This is a genomic window from Streptacidiphilus alkalitolerans (assembly GCF_042511045.1).
In the GTDB taxonomy this organism is placed as follows: domain Bacteria; phylum Actinomycetota; class Actinomycetes; order Streptomycetales; family Streptomycetaceae; genus Streptacidiphilus; species Streptacidiphilus alkalitolerans.
The window spans coordinates 131,900-147,089 of sequence record NZ_JBHEZX010000010.1 but is presented as its reverse complement, the minus strand read 5'-3'; the positions used below and the strand labels follow the sequence as shown (position 1 = coordinate 147,089).

At 74.6% G+C, this 15,190-nt stretch carries 12 protein-coding genes; 7 read left to right on the top strand and 5 right to left on the bottom strand.

Annotation, left to right across the window (positions count from 1 at the left end; translation table 11 throughout):
* Positions 1-155: 155 nt before the first annotated feature.
* Positions 156-737 carry an AfsR/SARP family transcriptional regulator gene (locus ACEZDG_RS22990; protein WP_380512578.1) on the top strand — a complete coding sequence of 194 codons (582 nt, stop codon included), beginning with the start codon at positions 156-158 and terminating at the stop codon, positions 735-737.
* Between the two features lie 119 nt (positions 738-856).
* Positions 857-1,822, top strand: a complete 966-nt coding sequence (locus tag ACEZDG_RS22985; RefSeq protein WP_380512577.1) for an esterase/lipase family protein — start codon at positions 857-859, stop codon at positions 1,820-1,822.
* A 7-nt stretch (positions 1,823-1,829) separates the two neighbouring features.
* Here the strand turns inward: ACEZDG_RS22985 and ACEZDG_RS22980 are convergent, their stop codons facing one another.
* Positions 1,830-4,211 carry a preprotein translocase subunit SecA gene (locus ACEZDG_RS22980; protein ID WP_380512575.1) on the bottom strand — a complete coding sequence of 794 codons (2,382 nt, stop codon included), beginning with the start codon at positions 4,209-4,211 and terminating at the stop codon, positions 1,830-1,832.
* Between the two features lie 159 nt (positions 4,212-4,370).
* Between ACEZDG_RS22980 and ACEZDG_RS22975 the strand changes: the two genes are divergently transcribed.
* From ACEZDG_RS22975 to ACEZDG_RS22965, 3 genes are read left to right on the top strand one after another with little or no spacing between them, the layout of a single operon-like run.
* A complete protein-coding gene (locus ACEZDG_RS22975) occupies positions 4,371-5,501 on the top strand; it encodes a hypothetical protein (RefSeq protein ID WP_380512573.1) in 1,131 nt (376 codons plus the stop codon).
* Positions 5,498-6,607 (top strand): phosphotransferase family protein, encoded by a 1,110-nt coding sequence (locus ACEZDG_RS22970; protein WP_380512571.1) that lies wholly within the window; start codon positions 5,498-5,500, stop codon positions 6,605-6,607. Before ACEZDG_RS22975 ends, ACEZDG_RS22970 begins: the two co-directional genes overlap by 4 nt.
* 29 nt (positions 6,608-6,636) lie before the next feature.
* Positions 6,637-7,029 (top strand): RidA family protein, encoded by a 393-nt coding sequence (locus tag ACEZDG_RS22965; protein WP_380512570.1) that lies wholly within the window; start codon positions 6,637-6,639, stop codon positions 7,027-7,029.
* Here ACEZDG_RS22965 and ACEZDG_RS22960 read toward each other — a convergent pair.
* From ACEZDG_RS22960 to ACEZDG_RS22945, 4 genes are all read right to left on the bottom strand, one after another.
* Positions 7,022-8,605, bottom strand: a complete 1,584-nt coding sequence (locus ACEZDG_RS22960; RefSeq protein ID WP_380512568.1) for a mucoidy inhibitor MuiA family protein — start codon at positions 8,603-8,605, stop codon at positions 7,022-7,024. The two genes, ACEZDG_RS22965 and ACEZDG_RS22960, sit on opposite strands and share 8 nt — an antisense overlap.
* A 2-nt stretch (positions 8,606-8,607) precedes the next feature.
* Positions 8,608-10,722 carry a DUF4139 domain-containing protein gene (locus ACEZDG_RS22955; protein ID WP_380512567.1) on the bottom strand — a complete coding sequence of 705 codons (2,115 nt, stop codon included), beginning with the start codon at positions 10,720-10,722 and terminating at the stop codon, positions 8,608-8,610.
* Positions 10,723-10,833: 111 nt separating this feature from the next.
* Positions 10,834-12,528: a DUF885 domain-containing protein gene (locus tag ACEZDG_RS22950; RefSeq protein WP_380512565.1), complete on the bottom strand. Its 1,695-nt coding sequence runs from the start codon at positions 12,526-12,528 to the stop codon at positions 10,834-10,836.
* 4 nt (positions 12,529-12,532) lie between these two features.
* Complete coding sequence (locus ACEZDG_RS22945) at positions 12,533-13,270, bottom strand: rhomboid-like protein (RefSeq protein WP_380512563.1); 738 nt, start codon at positions 13,268-13,270, stop codon at positions 12,533-12,535.
* Between the two features lie 135 nt (positions 13,271-13,405).
* On the opposite strand from ACEZDG_RS22945, the gene ACEZDG_RS22940 reads away from it, so the two are divergent.
* Complete coding sequence (locus tag ACEZDG_RS22940) at positions 13,406-14,320, top strand: AurF N-oxygenase family protein (protein ID WP_380512561.1); 915 nt, start codon at positions 13,406-13,408, stop codon at positions 14,318-14,320.
* A 32-nt stretch (positions 14,321-14,352) separates the two neighbouring features.
* Entirely contained in the window at positions 14,353-15,186 is an 834-nt protein-coding gene (locus tag ACEZDG_RS22935) for a TetR/AcrR family transcriptional regulator (protein ID WP_380512560.1), read from the top strand.
* Positions 15,187-15,190: the final 4 nt, after the last annotated feature.

Below are 15,190 nucleotides of genomic sequence, written 5' to 3'. Positions count from 1 at the left end.
CGCACCCGGACAGTAGCACCGGCTGCCCCGCGGCCACAGCGGGAAGCCGGGTGAACCGCTTCTTCTCGGACGGCGTTGAACCGGTGTTGAGCCATTCCTCCTACGGTCTCCAGCCTGACGCCGGGGTACCGGCCCGAACCGGGAGAACGTGAAGCGTGAGACCGACAGCGGCCCCGCAGTGCCCGACCGAAGCCACGGCGACCGCCGAACCGCCGTACCTGGCCTTCCTGGGGCGGACCAGGGGCTGGTCCGGCGGCTGCCCGCTGCTGACCGGATCGCCGCGGCAGCAGGCGGTGCTGGCCATGCTGGCGCTGCGGGCCGGCCAGGAGGTCAGCGCCGAGGAACTGGTCGACGGCCTCTACGGCGAGGGCACCTACATCGAGGACCGGTGGGGCTGGACCGCCGAGGAGCTGCGCCGGGAGGCCGACCGGCTGCGGGCCCTGCTCGCCGGGTCGGCCGAACGGCTGTACCGGACCGAGGAGGGGTACCTGCTCGACATCGCCCCGGACCGGGTCGACGCCATCGCCTTCGAGCGGCTGGTCGGCGCGGCCCACGCGCTCAGGACCGGCTCCCCCGCCGACGCCGCCGACCTGCTGCAGCGGGCGTTCGGGCTCTGGCGCGGCACCCCGCTCAGCGGGATACCGGGCCCCTTCGCCGAGGGCGAGCGGATCCGGCTGCGGGCGGTGCACCGGATCGCGGCCGAACTGCGCCCGCTCGATCCTCCGCTGGCCTGGTGACCGGGACTTCTTCCTCGAAGCGACGCGCGGCTGTGGAGTCGGATCCGCCGCGTCCCGGGTGAGAAGATCTGCTGACGGACACTCACAGTTCGTCGACAGTTCGAACACAGGGAGCAGCGATGGCGCATCGCACCCGCCGACCCCGTATCGCGGCCGTTCTCGCCGCCGCGGTACTCGCGGCCACCGTCCTGGCGTCGGCGGCGAACGCGGCCCCGCAGCGGCGGGGGCTCGGGGAGGAGTCGCTCGCGGTCGCGGCCGGTCTCGCGCACTACAACGAGGACGCACCCGGTACCAACGACTGGAGCTGCCGTCCCAGCGCGGCCCATCCGCAACCGGTCGTGCTGCTGAACGGTACCGGCGCGAACATGATGCTCAACTGGCACTACTTCGGCCCCAAACTGAAGCAGCAGGGCTACTGCCTGTTCGCGCTGAACTACGGCGACACCGGGCGCGGCCCGCTGAAGGCCCTGGGCGACATCCCCACCTCGGCCGGGGAGGTGGCCGCGTTCGTGGACCGGGTGCTGGCCGCCACCGGGGCCCGGCAGGTCGACCTGCTCGGGCACTCCCAGGGCGGCGGGGTGCTCCCCCGCTGGTACCTGCGCTTCGACGGCGGGACCGACCCGGCCGACCCGCGGCTGAACAAGGTGGCCAAGCTGATCGGCATCGCGCCCAGCAACCACGGCAGCGACCTGGACGGGCTCGGCCCGGCCCTGAACGCGATCGGCTTCTTCGCCACCACCACCGCGCTGAACGGCGGACCCGCGCTGCACCAGCAGCTCAAGGGCTCCTGGGTGAACACCACGGTGGACGCCGGCGGTGACACCCAGCCCGGGGTGGACTACACCGTGATCTCTACCAGGGACGACATGGTGGTCACCCCGTACACGGTCCAGGCGCTCACCGCGGGGCCCGGCGCCACCGTGCACAACGAGGTGGTCCAGGACGTCTGCCACTCGCTGCTGCCGATCGTGGTCACCCATGTCGGCATGGCCTTCTCCCCCACCGTGCTGGGCATGGTGGAGGACGCGCTGGACCCGTCGGTGGCGCATTCCAAGCCCTGCGACCCGCTCTCGGACGCGGGCTGAGGCCGGGTCATTCCGGGCCCTCCTGCCGGAAGAGGTGGAACACCGCCCGGCGCTCGATCCGCCGGAGCAGGCCGGTGAACAGCCGCTCCGCCTCCTGCTGGTAGTGGGCCAGGCCGTCCGCGCCGGTCAGGGTGTGCAGCGAGGTGGCCGCGCTGAGGTCGTCCAGGGCCCTGAGGTGGTCGGCCCAGAAGTTGTCGATCAGGTTCAGCGGGATCCAGCGCTCGTAGTCCCGCAGCACCGGCGCGGTGACCTCGGCTTCGCGCCGGGCGTACGCGCTGTGCACATCGGCGCGTACCGCCGCGGACAGCTGCTCGGGGGGCAGCGCGGCCAGTGACTCGACGTCGAGGCCGACCGGGTAGGCCTGGGCCAGGGCGCGGCGCAGCGCCTTGGCGCCGCCGGACGGCTTCGCGGCGGCGACGGCCTGGTCGGCCGTGCTGTCGAGGGCGCGGGCGACCCAGTCCCGCCGTCCGCTGCCGTCGAAGACGACCAGCCGCTGCCGCTGCAGCCGGTCGGACTGACGCTCCATCACCTCGTCGTAGCGCACGCTCTCGCACAGCTGCTGGGCCAGTTGCCCGGTCCGGATGTCGAGGGCCCGTTCCACGCCCCGGCTGAACGCCATCGAGCTGTCGGCCGGGTCGGGGTTGAGCCCCAGCACCTTCAACTGCCAGGCGGGGAACAGCGGTTTCAGCGAGGGGTCGGTCACCGAGAGGAAGACCGCCGACTCACCCGGGTCGCCGCGGCGGCCGGCCCGTCCGCGCATGTGCAGTTCCAGCCGCCGGGACTCGTAGGCGTCCACGGCCAGCACATAGAGGCCGCCGCTGCGGACCACCGCGTCGTGGTCGGCGGGGTCGGGGGCGTCGGCGCCGCCGTCCGCGCCGCCGCCGAGCTGGATGTCGACCCCGCGGCCCACCATCCGGGTCACCACGGTGACCGCGCCGACGCTGCCGGCCCGGGCGACGGCCGCGGCCTCCTCGGCGTGGTTCTCCGGGGTCAGCCGGTGGTGCGGGATGCCGCGCTCGGTGAGCGCGGCGGACATCTGCTCGGACTGGGCGATGGACGCCGTGCCGAGCAGTACCGGCTGGCCCTTCGCCCGCCGGGCGGCGGTCTCCGCCACCACCGCCTCGGTCCTGGCCCGGTCGGAGGGGTAGAAGCGGACCGGACGGTCCACCCGGAGCACCGGCCGTCCGGTCGGTATCCGCACCGTCTCCAGGCCGTAGACCCGGCGGTAGGCCTCGGTCTCGGCGGCGACGCCGGTGATCGCGCCGAGCCGCTGGTAGCCGCGCAGGAACCAGTGCACATGCAGGGTGCAGAGCCGCCTGGTCTCGGCGGGCACCTCCAGGCCCTCCTTGGCGGCGATGGCCTGGGTCACCCCGTCGCCGAAGTCGGTGGTCAGGCTGACCCGGCCGGAGTAGCCGCTGATCACCCCGACCGCGCCGTCCACCACCACGTAGTCGACGCCCCTCCGGAACACCTCCCTGGCCCGCAGCACCGCGTCCAGGATCCGCAGCAGCCGGGGGTCCGCGGTCCGGTCCAGGTCGCTGGTGCCGAGCAGGTCCTCGATCCGCTCGGTGCCGGCGTCGGTGAGGGTGACCAGCTTGCGCTCCTGGTCGACGCGGTAGTGCAGGCCCGGCTTGAGCCGTCCGACCACCGCGGTCATCTTGGCGTAGCGCGGATCGGCCTCGCCGTCGGTGCGGGTCAGATGGACCGTCTTGCGCGCGTCGTCGAAGAGCAGCAGGTCCGCCTCGTCGACCAGGGCCAGGTACCGGCCGCGCTGGACGGTCCGCTCCGGGGTGTTCGCCCGCCGGTCGCGCAGCAGGTCGTAGCCCAGGGCCAGCGGCGTGGCATAGGTGACGTCGGCGGCGTAGGCGGCCCTGCGGGCCGCCGAAGGGCGCTTCCCGTCCCCCACTTCGAGGACGGTCCCGCAGCTCAGCCCGAGCGCGCCGTAGAGCGGGGCGGTCAGCGCCGCGTCCCGTTCGACCAGGTAGTCGTTGGCCGTCAGCACGTGCACGCCGCGGCCGGCGAGCGCGCCCAGGACCGCGGGCAGCACCAGGGCCAGGGTCTTGCCCTCGCCGGTCTTCATCTCCACCATCGCGCCGTCGTGCAGCGCCAGACCGCCCATCAGCTGGACGTCGTCGAGCCGCTTGCCCAGGACCCGGCGCGAGGTCTCCCGGACCAGCGCGGCGGCCTCCGGCAGCAGGTCCTCGCAGTCGGCCCCGACCGTGCCGCGGTGGCGCCGCTGCCAGGCCTCGGCATGGGCCCGCAGTTCCGGGTCGCTGAGCGACCGCAGGGCCGGCTCCAGTTCCGCCGCCGCGGCGGCCGGCCTGCGGTAGCGCGCCAACGACCTGCGGTCGCCGCCCAGTCGAGTCCACAGCCGCCCGCCTGCCGTCATCTCCGCCCCCCCAGTGCCGAAGGCATCCGACGCTACTGGACCACCGGGCGGGAGGACAGGGTCTCGACGCGGGGCGGTCGGCGCGGTCCCGGGTCTGTTCCGGGACCTGGTTTCTGACGTACCGTCAGCTCTTGTTCGATCCCGAGGGAGGACGACCGTATGACACACCGTCCGGTGCCGCTCGACGAGTACCCCGTGCACCAGGTCCCGCTCTCCATGCGGTACGTCGCCACCGGCGACCGCAACGCCTACGACCGGTGCATCTTCCATGTGTTCGACCATGGCGGGCAGGCGCTGCTGATCGCCGGCCTCGGCGTCTACCCCAACCAGGGGGTGGTCGACGCCTACGCCACCCTGCGCGCCGGCGACCGGATGCACGCGGTACGGGCCTCCGACGCGCTGGGCGAGGACCGGATGAAACTGGCCGTGGGACCGCTGAGGATCGAGGTGCGGGAGCCGCTGCGGACCCTGCGGCTGGTCTGCGAGCCGGATCCGGCCGAACCGGACGGGCTCAGCTTCGACCTGGTCTGGGAGGCCGCCTTCCCCGCCCTGTGGGAGCCGCACCACGTCGCCCGCACCGGCGACCGGCTGACCCTGGAGGGCCGCCGCTTCGTCCAGGCCGGCGCCCCCTCGGGCACCGTCCGGGCCGGTGGGACCGAGTACCGGGTCGACCCCGGCGGCTGGACCGGGACCAGGGACCGCAGCTGGGGCGTCCGGCCGATCCCCGGCGAGCAGCCGGGACGGGCGGCCGAGGAGCACCGCACCGAGGGCTTCCACTGGGTCTGGTGCCCGATCCGGTTCCGGGACCGCTTTGTGATGGTGGTGCTGCAGGAGGACCCGGACGGCTACCGCACCCTCGGCGACGCGGTGCTGGTGCACCCGGACGGCAGCGGCCGGGCCGACCAGCAGCTGGGCTGGCCGTACGTCGACATCGCCTACGCGCCGGGCACCCGCGACCCGCGCTCCGCGGTGATCCACCTCAGCGACGCGGCCCGCAAGCAGCTGGAGATCCACGCGGAGATCCTGATCGGCAGCCCGCTGGCGGTCGGCGCCGGCTACCCGCCGGCCCAGGGCTGGCAGCACGGGACCTGGCAGGGGCGCGGCTGGAGCGAGCGCCGGGTGTACGACCTGGCCGACCCGGCCGACCTGGGCCTGGCCGGGTACGGGGTGACCGACCACGCGGCCCGGTTCACCCTGGACAGCGAGGTCGGCCACGGGATCTTCGAGCACGGCAGCTTCGGCCGCCACGACCCCAGCGGCTTCGCCGACTTCGCGGCGGTGGCGCCGTGACCGCCGAGCCGGAGGCGCCGCGTCCGCGCACCACCACCCGCGACCCGGCCGAGCTCGAGCGCCGCCTCGGGGCCTGGGTGGACGGCTGGCTGCCCGGCGCGACGGTCGGCGGGCTGTCGGTGCCGTCGGGCAACGGGATGTCCAGCGAGACCGTGCTGTTCGACCTGCGCGGACCGGGGCCGGCCGAGGTCCGGCCGTGCGTGCTGCGGCTGGCGGCCGACACGGACGCCTACGCGGTGTTCCCGGAGTACGACATGGAGCGGCAGTACCGGGTGATGCGGCTGGTGGCCGAGCGGACCGCGGTGCCGGTGCCCCGGGTGCTGCGGCTGGAGACCGACCCGGGACCGCTGGGCGCGGCCGGCTTGGTGATGGAGCGGGTGGACGGCAGGGTCCCGCCGGACCTGATGCCCTACACCTACGGCGGGAACTGGCTGTTCGACGCCTCCGCCGCGGAACGGGAGCAGTTGGAGCGGTCCACCCTGGAGGTGCTGGCCGCGCTGCACGCCGTCCCGGCCGAGCAGGCGGCCTTCCTCGAACCGGAGGACGCGGCGGGGCGGACCAGCGCGCTGCGGCGCCATGTGCGGCAGCAACGGGCCTACTACGCCTGGGTGGTGGACGGCCGACCGCGCTCCCCGCTGATCGAGCGGGCCTTCGACCGGCTGGAGCAGCTGTGGCCGGAGCAGCCCGGCCCGACCGTGCTGAGCTGGGGCGACGCCCGGATCGGCAACATCGTCTACCGGGGCTTCGACCCGGCCGCCGTGCTCGACTGGGAGATGGCCTCGCTCGGCCCGCGCGAGCTCGACCTGGCCTGGCTGGTCTTCCTGCACCGCTTCTTCCAGGACCTCACCGAGAGCTCGGGCCTGCCCGGGATGCCGGACTTCCTGGACCCCGGGCGGGTCTGCGCCCGCTACGCCGAGCTCACCGGCCACACCCCGCGGGACCTGGAGTTCCACCTGCTGTACGCGGCGCTGCGGCACGCCGTGGTGATGCTGCGGATCGGCTACCGGCAGCTGCACTTCGGCGAGGCCGCCGCACCCGCCGACCCGGACCGGCTGATCATGCACCGGGCCCGGCTGGAGGAGATGGTGGCGGGCCGGTACTGGTGAGCGCCGGGCCGGGCGCTATTTTCACGATCATGACTTCTGAGCGCTACCCGATCCTGAGCGGCTCCAGCTTCGAGGAGGCCATCGGCTACGCCCGCGCGGTCGTCGACGGGGACTGGATCCACGTCTCCGGGACGACCGGCTACGACTACCGCACCATGACCATCTCCGAGGACGTGGTGGAGCAGGCCGCGCAGGCCCTGCGCAACATCGGGGAGGCGCTGGAACAGGCCGGCAGCTCCTTCGCCGATGTGGTCAGGGTGCGCTACCTGCTGCCCGAGCGGGCCGACTTCGAGCCCTGCTGGCCGGTGCTGAGCGCCTGCTTCCGGGAGGTCAGGCCGGCCGCGACGATGATGGTCTGCGGCCTGGCCGACCCCGCGATGCGGATCGAGATCGAGGTGGAGGCCCGGCGCCGGGTCAGATGACCACCGCCCGGGCCGCGCTGATCTCGTAGCCGAGGGTCAGCGTGCGGCGCTCGTCGGGGCCGAGGGTGAGGTCGTAGCGGAGGACGCCCTCGGCGTCCGACTCGTCCGGGGGCGGCGAGCAGCGCTCCTTGTCGAGGCGGACGTCCACCGCCGACAGCTCGGAGACCGGGATCCGCTCGCGCACCGCGACCACCAGCGGGGGCGCTCCCGGCGGCGCGAAGCGGGAGACGGCCAGCCGTACCGTGCGGGCGATCACGGTCCGCCCGGTGAGGGTGGCGGTGTCCCGGGACTCCTCGACGGAGCGGGTGATCCGGAAGGTGTCCTCGCTGCCGAAGGAGAGCTCGGCCGGGGCGTCCACGGCGGTGAACCGCAGCTCGCCGCGGCCGACGAAGCCGCTGCCCCTGACCAGGTCCACCGGCCCCGAGAGCAGCACCTGCCCGGTGCTGTTGCGGAAGCTGACCACCTGGCTGACCAGCGACGACAGCTCCGGGGCGGCGCTGTACCCGGTCCGCGCCGGCAGGGTCGCGGCGCCCAGCCGGATCCGGTGCGGACGGCCGTCGGAGGGCACGGTCACCGGGGCGGGCGCGGTCAGCACCCGGGCCTCGCCGCCGTCGTCCACCCCGGGCACGGCCGCGTCGAACCCGGTCTCCGCCGCGTCCTCCGCGCCGGGGCCCACGGTCTGGATCTCCACCTCGCGCAGGTCCACCTCGATGGTCCGCCGCTCCTCCGGGGTGCGGTCGACCAGCAGCAGCACGTCCTCGCCCAGCGCGGGCGGCTCGGCGGCCAGGGTGGTGCGGGCGGTGGACAGGGTGACCGCGGCGCCGGTCCAGTCCTCGCCGGTGCGCTGCCAGGCGACGGCGTCGCACTGCAGGGTGAGCGAGCCGCCGCCGGCGGACAGCTCGGCCCGGTAGGCGGGCCGCCAGAGCGCGCAGGGGGTGAGGTGACGCAGCGTCAGCCCGGCCGCCGCGACCGGGGCGGACGCCTCGATCACCAGGTCCACGAAGGCGGAGAGCACCAGCGGCTGCTCCTCCGCCTCCAGCAGCGCCTGCTCCGCCTGCCGCAACTGCTCGCCTTCTCGCAGCAGTTGACGGCCGATCAGGCGCAGCGCCTCGGTGTGGCGGGTGTGCTCCTGGTAGGCCCGGTCCAGGTCGGCGGTCCAGCGCTCGGGGTCGGCCTCCCCTGCGCCGGTGCCCTCGGCGATGTCGCGGTGCAGCTCGGCCAGCAGCTGGTCCAGGATGGCGACCCGGCTCGCGGTGCGGTCCCGGTCCGCCTCGGCGCGGCGGACCGCCTCGCCCAGTTCGTGGACCCGGCGGCGGAGCGCGGAGGCGTCCTCGCCCGGGGCGCCGACCGGCGGCGGGGTGTAGAGCCGGACCAGGCGGGCGTCCACCACCGACGCCCCCTCGACGCCGTCGAGCTCGGCCCGCAGCGAGCGGTCCACCGCGAGCGGGGTGACCGGGCCCAGCCGGACCCGGTGCGCGCCGGGGGCGAGGTCGAGCCGCACCGCGCGTTCCAGCTCGGCCCGGTCCTCCAGCAGGGTGACGGCGGTCACCGGACAGGGGATGACATCAGACGGCACGTTCAGAGCCTCCGGTTTCCGTCGAAGAGTGCCTTGGCCACCGGGACGCGGATCTCGTACCCGCCGTTCAGCCGCTGCCGGGCGTGCGGGGCCAGGGTGACCCGCCACACCCGCATGCCGCGCCGGTGCGTCTCGTCCTGCTCCGGCGGGACCGCGGTCCACGGCGGGGTGGCGGGCTGCTCCTCGACCCTGACGTCCCGGTCGTCGCTGACCGGGACGCGTTCGCGGACCTCCACCGTGACCGGGCGGCCGAGCCGGTTGGCGAGGTCGATCTCGATCCCCTGGGTGATCACCGTGGTGCCGCCGCGCAGGCCGGCGCTGGACTCCCTGGACTGCACCCGCCTGGCGACCTGGATGCTCTCCACCACGCCGATGCCGACCCGGCGGTGCTCCCCGGGCGCCAGCGTGGGCAGCTGGACCGTCATCAGGTGGGCGCCGTCCACGCTCACCTCGGCCGCCCCGGCGAGCAGGGCGTGGGTGCTGGTGTTGCCCAGCCGGACGGCGGCGTAGACCCGGGGGTCCACGGCCGGGACGCAGATGTGCTCGGGCACCGCCTCGACCGGGAACTCCAGCACCGGGACGGTGTGCCAGGCCCCGTCGGACGGCACGTCGACCGGGGCGCCGGCGTCGTAGCGGTGGTCGAAGGAGCCGGCCGAGGCCCGCACCGGCCGGCAGTGCGGCGGCAGCGGCAGCCGGGTGACGGCCTCCGCCTGCCGGCGCTGCTCGGCGGCGAGCGCACCGGGCGGCGGCGCGGCGGGGCGGAGCCGTCCGCGCTCCTCCCGCGGCTCCTCCGGGCCGGCCCCGGCCAGGGCCAGCTGCGCGTAGTCGCGCAGGGCCGGGTCCGGTGCCGGCGGCTGCGGCGGAGCGGCGGGCGCGGCTGGTTCCGCGGCGGCGGGCGCGGAGGAGGCCCGGACCGCCTTGGCCGTCTTCGGCAGGGACCGGGACCGGTCCGGCTCGGCGGCCTGCGGCGCCATCGCGCCGTAGCCGCCACCGCCCGGCGCCGGGGGCGGCGGAGGCATGGACGCCACCGGCGTCGGCGCCATCGGCATGGACACCGCGGGCGGGAAGGGCACCGGCGGCGGCACCGGACCGCCCCCGAACCCGCCCGCGGCGCCCACCGCCCTCCGCGACAGCGCGGACATCTCCTGCTGCCGGACCGCCGGGCCGAGGAAGTCGTCGTAGCCGTCGAACAGCTCGGCGAGCCCGGCCGGGGGCTCCCGCCAGAGCTGCGGCGCGGGCTCGTCCTGCTTGCGCCCGATCCGCAGCGAGCGCAGTTCGGGCAGGTCGGTGCGCCGCCGCAGGTCCGCGGTGGAGAGCCCGATCCGCACCCCGGTCCAGTCCTCACCGCTGCGCTGGGCCACGCAGGCGCGCATGAACAGCCGGCCGGTCGGCCGGTCGCCGTCGATCCCGTCCAGCCGCAGCTGGTAGGTGGGCGTCCAGGTCGCCCCCGGCACGCCGTACTCCAGCTCCAGCTCGACCTCCGCCCCGGTGGTCAGCGGCGCGGTCTGATCGAGGGTCAGCAGCACCGAGGTGGTCCCGGCGACCTGCTCGACCGGCTGCCCGGCCGAGGCGGCCCGCAGCCGCCGCCTGGCGATCTCGGCCCGCTGCTCGGCCTCGCGCAGCGCGTCCTCGGCGGCCAGCAGCCGCTGCTGCAGCTCGGCCAGCCGGGAGTCCACGAAGTCGGCCAGCGCCAGCAGCGCGGCGGCGGGCGCGCGGCGCGGCGGGTCGCCCCGGCGCGGGGTGGGCGGGACCGCCCGCAGCGCGGCGATGTGCTCCACCTGGGCCGCCAGCGCGGCCCGCGCCGCCCCGGCCGCGTACAGCTCCTCCTCGGCGGCGTCGCAGTCCCGACGCAGCGGCGACAGGTCCTCGACCGCCGACAGCTCGGCCCGCACCACCCGGCGCACGTCCAGGATCCGCAGCCCGTCCGGGCCGGAGCGCAGCGAACCCCGCAGGCTGTGGGCGTCCGCGGTCAGCGGCAGCCCGTCCAGCCGGACCCGCAGCGGTCCGGCCGGACCCGGCGGCAGTGTCAGCACGGCGCGGCGGCGGCACAGCGCCCCGGCCGCGTACACCACCACCGAGTGCAGCACGGACGTGAGTTGACGGTCGGTCGCGGTCATAGGGCCTCCCCCTGGCGGGCTCTGCGTGGATGCCACGTTAGACGACCGCCGGGGGCGAAGTGCCCCGTTGCGCCCGGACCGGAACGATCAGGTCAACGATCTGACGGGCGATCAGAGCGAGGCGAGCTGCTCGGTGAGGTCGTCCAGGCCGAACGGGCCCTGCGACAGCGCCTTCATGTGCCACGCCTTGAGGTCGAACCCGTCGCCGTGCCGGCGCTGGGCCTCCTCGCGTCCGCGCAGCCAGGCCCGCTCGCCGAGCTTGTAGCCGATGGCCTGCCCGGGCCAGCCCAGGTAGCGGACGATCTCGCTCTCCCGCATCTCGGCCGGGCTGCCGCTGTAGGCGGCGAAGAACTCCGTGGCCAGCTCCGGGGTCCAGTGCTCGCCGGGGCGGAACGGGGAGTCGGCCGGGATCTCCATCTCCAGGTGCATGCCAATGTCGATGATCACCCGGATGGTGCGCAGCATCTGCCCCTCCAGGAAGCCGAGCCGGTGGCCCGGGTCGGTGAAGTAGCCCAGCTCGTCCATCAGCCGCTCGGCGTAGAGGGCCCAGCCCTCGGTGTCGGCGCTGACCCCGCCCAGGGTCATCTGGTAGCGGGACAGGTGCTCGGCCGAGCGCATCCGCTGGGCCAGGTGCAGGTGGTGTCCCGGGACGCCCTCGTGGTACCAGATGCTGACGAGTTCCCAGGTCGGGAAGTCCTCCCGGCCCAGGGTCGGCAGCCAGGTCCGCCCTGGGCGGGAGAAGTCCAGGCTGGGACGGGTGTAGTAGGGGGCGGCGGCGCTGCCGGACGGCGCGATCATCGCCTCGACCTGGCGCAGCGGGCCCTCCAGGTCGAAGTGGGTGCCGTCCAGGGCCTCGATGGCCCCGTCCATCAGCTGCTGCAGCCAGCGGCGGACCTCCTCGACGCCCTCGACGGCGTGCCCGTGCCGGTCCAGGTGGGCGACCGCCTCCAGCGGGGTGGCCCCGGGCAGCACCCGCGCGGCCTCGGCGAGCTGGGCCGCGTACAGCCGGTGGAACTCGGTCCAGGCCCAGCCGTAGGCCTCGTCCAGGTCGAGGTCGGCGCCGTTGCAGTAGCGGGCGGAGCGGAGGTAGAGCTCGCGTCCGGCGATGTCGGAGGCGCCGGCCGCGGCCGGGGCGTACTCCGTGCGGAGCCAGTCCCGGAACTCCGCGGTGGCGGCGGTGGCCTCGGCCGCGGCGGCGTCCAGGCCGGCCCGCAGGGCATCCGGGCCGGCGGCCACGAAGTCGCCGAACCAGCTGGGTCCCTGCTCCGGGCCCAGCCAGTCGCCGAGCTGGCCGATCACGGTCTCGACCTGGCGCGGTCCCGAGTGCAGCCCCCGGTCCAGGCCCTGCTGCAGGGTGGCCCGGTAGCCCCGGAGCGCGCCCTCGACGTTCCGCAGCCGTCCGGCGACCACGGCCCAGTCCTGCTCGGTCTCGGTCCGCATCAGGGTGAAGATCGCCCGCACCTCGTGCACCGGGGAGGCGATGTTGCTGAGCGAGCGGAAGTGGTCGCCCGCGTCGTGGACCGCCAGTTCGGCGTCCAGGCGCTCCTTGAGCAGCCGGGCGCAGTTGGCCTCGGCGCTTTCCCGCAGGGCTTCGGCGGGCAGCGCCGCGAGGTCGGCCAGCACCCGGCGGGCCAGCTCGGCCTCGGCCGCGAAGCCGGCCGGGGACAGGTCGGGCTGGCGGTCGTCCTCGGGGTTGACGCCGAGACTCGCCGCCACGCCGGGGTTCAGTGCGGTGAGCGCCTCGACATAGGAGTCGGCGAGCTGCCGGGGCGTACGGGGGACATCGGAAGTCACTGTGTCAGCCATGCCGTCATCCTGTCGCACCCTGCGCAGTGGTGACAGCTTTTTCGCGGTCCCGGCCACCGCCGCGCAGCGGCCACCGGGGCCTCCGGTCGCCGCCGGGGACGCCTCGGCCGACGGGGTAGCAGCCGACGCCGATCAGGAAGGCGGTGATGTGGCCGAGGTTGGTGAAGTCCCAGGAGCTGATCAGCAGCAGCACGAAGAAGCAGGTCGCCGCGCCCAGGTAGTACCAGCGCAGCGGACGGGCCAGGAACCAGGTGAGCATGCCGACCGCGCCGGCCACGGCGTAGCTGACGCCGATGTCCAGGGCGTAGGCGTCCCGCTCCGGCAGCGCCCCGGTGTTGATCAGCACATTCACCACGCCCTCGCTGACCAGGGTCGCCCCGACGTGCGCGGCCACCACCACCAGCAGCCAGCGCCGCGTACCGAGCCAGCGCTCCAGCGGGACCAGGAACAGGTTGAAGACCAGGAACCAGAAGAAGAAGCTCGGGGTCTCGGTCCAGAAGGCGCTGGTGATCAGGACCTTGATCGGATGGTGCCGCAGCTGGTCCAGGTTGGTGCTGTGGGTGAACAGGAAGTACCGGCGCATCCGCGGCGACATCCGGACCATGGCGAAGGTGTTCAGACCGAGGATCACCAGCCAGAGGCAGCTGCCGGGCGCGGCCCTGACATAGCGGGCCACGGCCGCCGCCCAGCGGCGCGGGCGCGAGCGGGCGGCGGGGGGCCGGGGCGGAACTGCCGTCGTCATGGGGGCCATTCTGCGGGCTGCCGCGCGGGGCCCGCCGGGTGACACACCTGCCGCCCGGCGGGGGGATTGACTGTCTTGTTGACATGGAGTCTTATAAGAGAACTACGCGACATCCGCCCGGGAAGGAGTCCGACCATGCGCGCCGAAGCCGCGACCGCCCTGCTGACGGACCGTGAGCAGGTGGCCGAACGCCTGCTTGAGGCGTCCGCCAAGCACTCGTACGACCCCGACACCGAGCTGGACTGGGACGCCCCGCTGCAGCCGGGGAAGTGGTTCCTGCCCGAGCGGATGGTCTCCCTCTACGGGACGCCGCTCTGGGAGCGGCTCTCCGAGGAGCGCCGGATCGAGCTCTCCCGGCACGAGGCCGCCAGCCTGGCCTCGGCCGGGATCTGGTTCGAGATCATCCTGATGCAGCTGCTCACCCGGCACATCTACGACCTGGACCCGCGCAGCAGGCACGTCACCTACGCGCTCACCGAGATGGCCGACGAGTGCCGGCACTCGCGGATGTTCGCCCGGATGGTGACCAAGCTGGAGACCCCCTACTACCGTCCCGGCGGCGTCACCCGCTTCCTCGGCCGGATCCTGAAGACCACCGCGACCACCCCGGGGGCCTTCACCGCCACCCTGCTGGTCGAGGAGATCCTGGACCGGATCCAGCGGCAGACCTTCCCGGACGAGACCATCCAGCCGCTGATCCGCGGCATCACCAGGATCCACGTGGTCGAGGAGGCCCGGCACGTCCGCTACGCCCGCGAGGAGCTGCGGCGGCAGATGGCGACCTGCCCGGCCTGGGAGCGGCAGCTGACCCGTACCGTCTCCGGCGAGGCCTCGGTGGTGGTCGCCCGGGCCCTGGTCAGCCCGGCGGTGTACGCGGCGGTCGGACTCGACGTGGACGAGGCGGTGCGCCAGGCGCGGACCAGCGAGCACCGCCGGGAGACCATGCGCTGGTCGGCGGAGCGGCTGACCGGCTTCCTGGAGGAGACCGGCATCATCCACAGCCGCCTGGACCGTGCCGCGTGGCGCCGCTCCGGCCTGCTGGCGGGCTGAGGGCCCGCGGCGGCGGCCGTAGGGTGGGGCGCATGGACGTCCCCGCCGCAGTCGACCCCCTGCCTGCCGACGCCGCCGCGGGTCCGGCCGCCGCCCGTGCGCCGCGGGCCCGGCGCGGACCGTACCGGCGGCTGCCGGTGGAGCAGCGCCGGGAGCAGCTGATCGCCGTCGCCCTGGAGCTGTTCAGCCGCCATCCGCCGGAGGAGGTCTCGCTCGACGACGTCGCACTGGCCGCCGGCGCCTCCCGCCCGCTGGTCTACCGCTACTTCCCGGGCGGGAAGCAGCAGTTGTACGAGGCGGCGCTGCGCACCGCGGCCGACGAGCTGTCCTCGCGCTTCACCGCGCCGGTCGACGGCGGCCCGGCCGAACGCCTCGGGCATGTGCTGGACCAGTACTTCGGCTTCGTCGACGAGCACGCGGCCGGCTACGGGGCGCTGCTCCGCGGCGGCTCGGTGGCCGAGACCGAGCGCACCAGCGCGATCGTGGACGAGGTCCGCCGGGCGGCCCACCGCAGCATCCTGGAGCAGCTGCTGGTGAAGGACCCGGGGCCGCGGCTGCTGCTGCTGGTCAGGTCCTGGATCGCGGTGGTCGAGACGGCCGCGCTGACCTGGCTGGACGACGCCCGCCGGGATTCCCCCGGGGAGGCCTCCCCGGCCGGGGAGGCCGGGGTGGGCTCGGCGGCGGAGCTGCGCGACTGGCTGGTGGACGAGTTCGTGGCCATGTTCGCGGTGTCCGCGCTGCACGACCCGCAGTCGCAGCGGGTGCTGCGGTCGATGCTGACCGGCGCGGGCGCCGAGACCGGGGCCCGGCTGGTGGCCCGGCTCGGCTCCCTGCTCACCGGAGCCGCCGCCGGACCCCCGGCCTGACCGG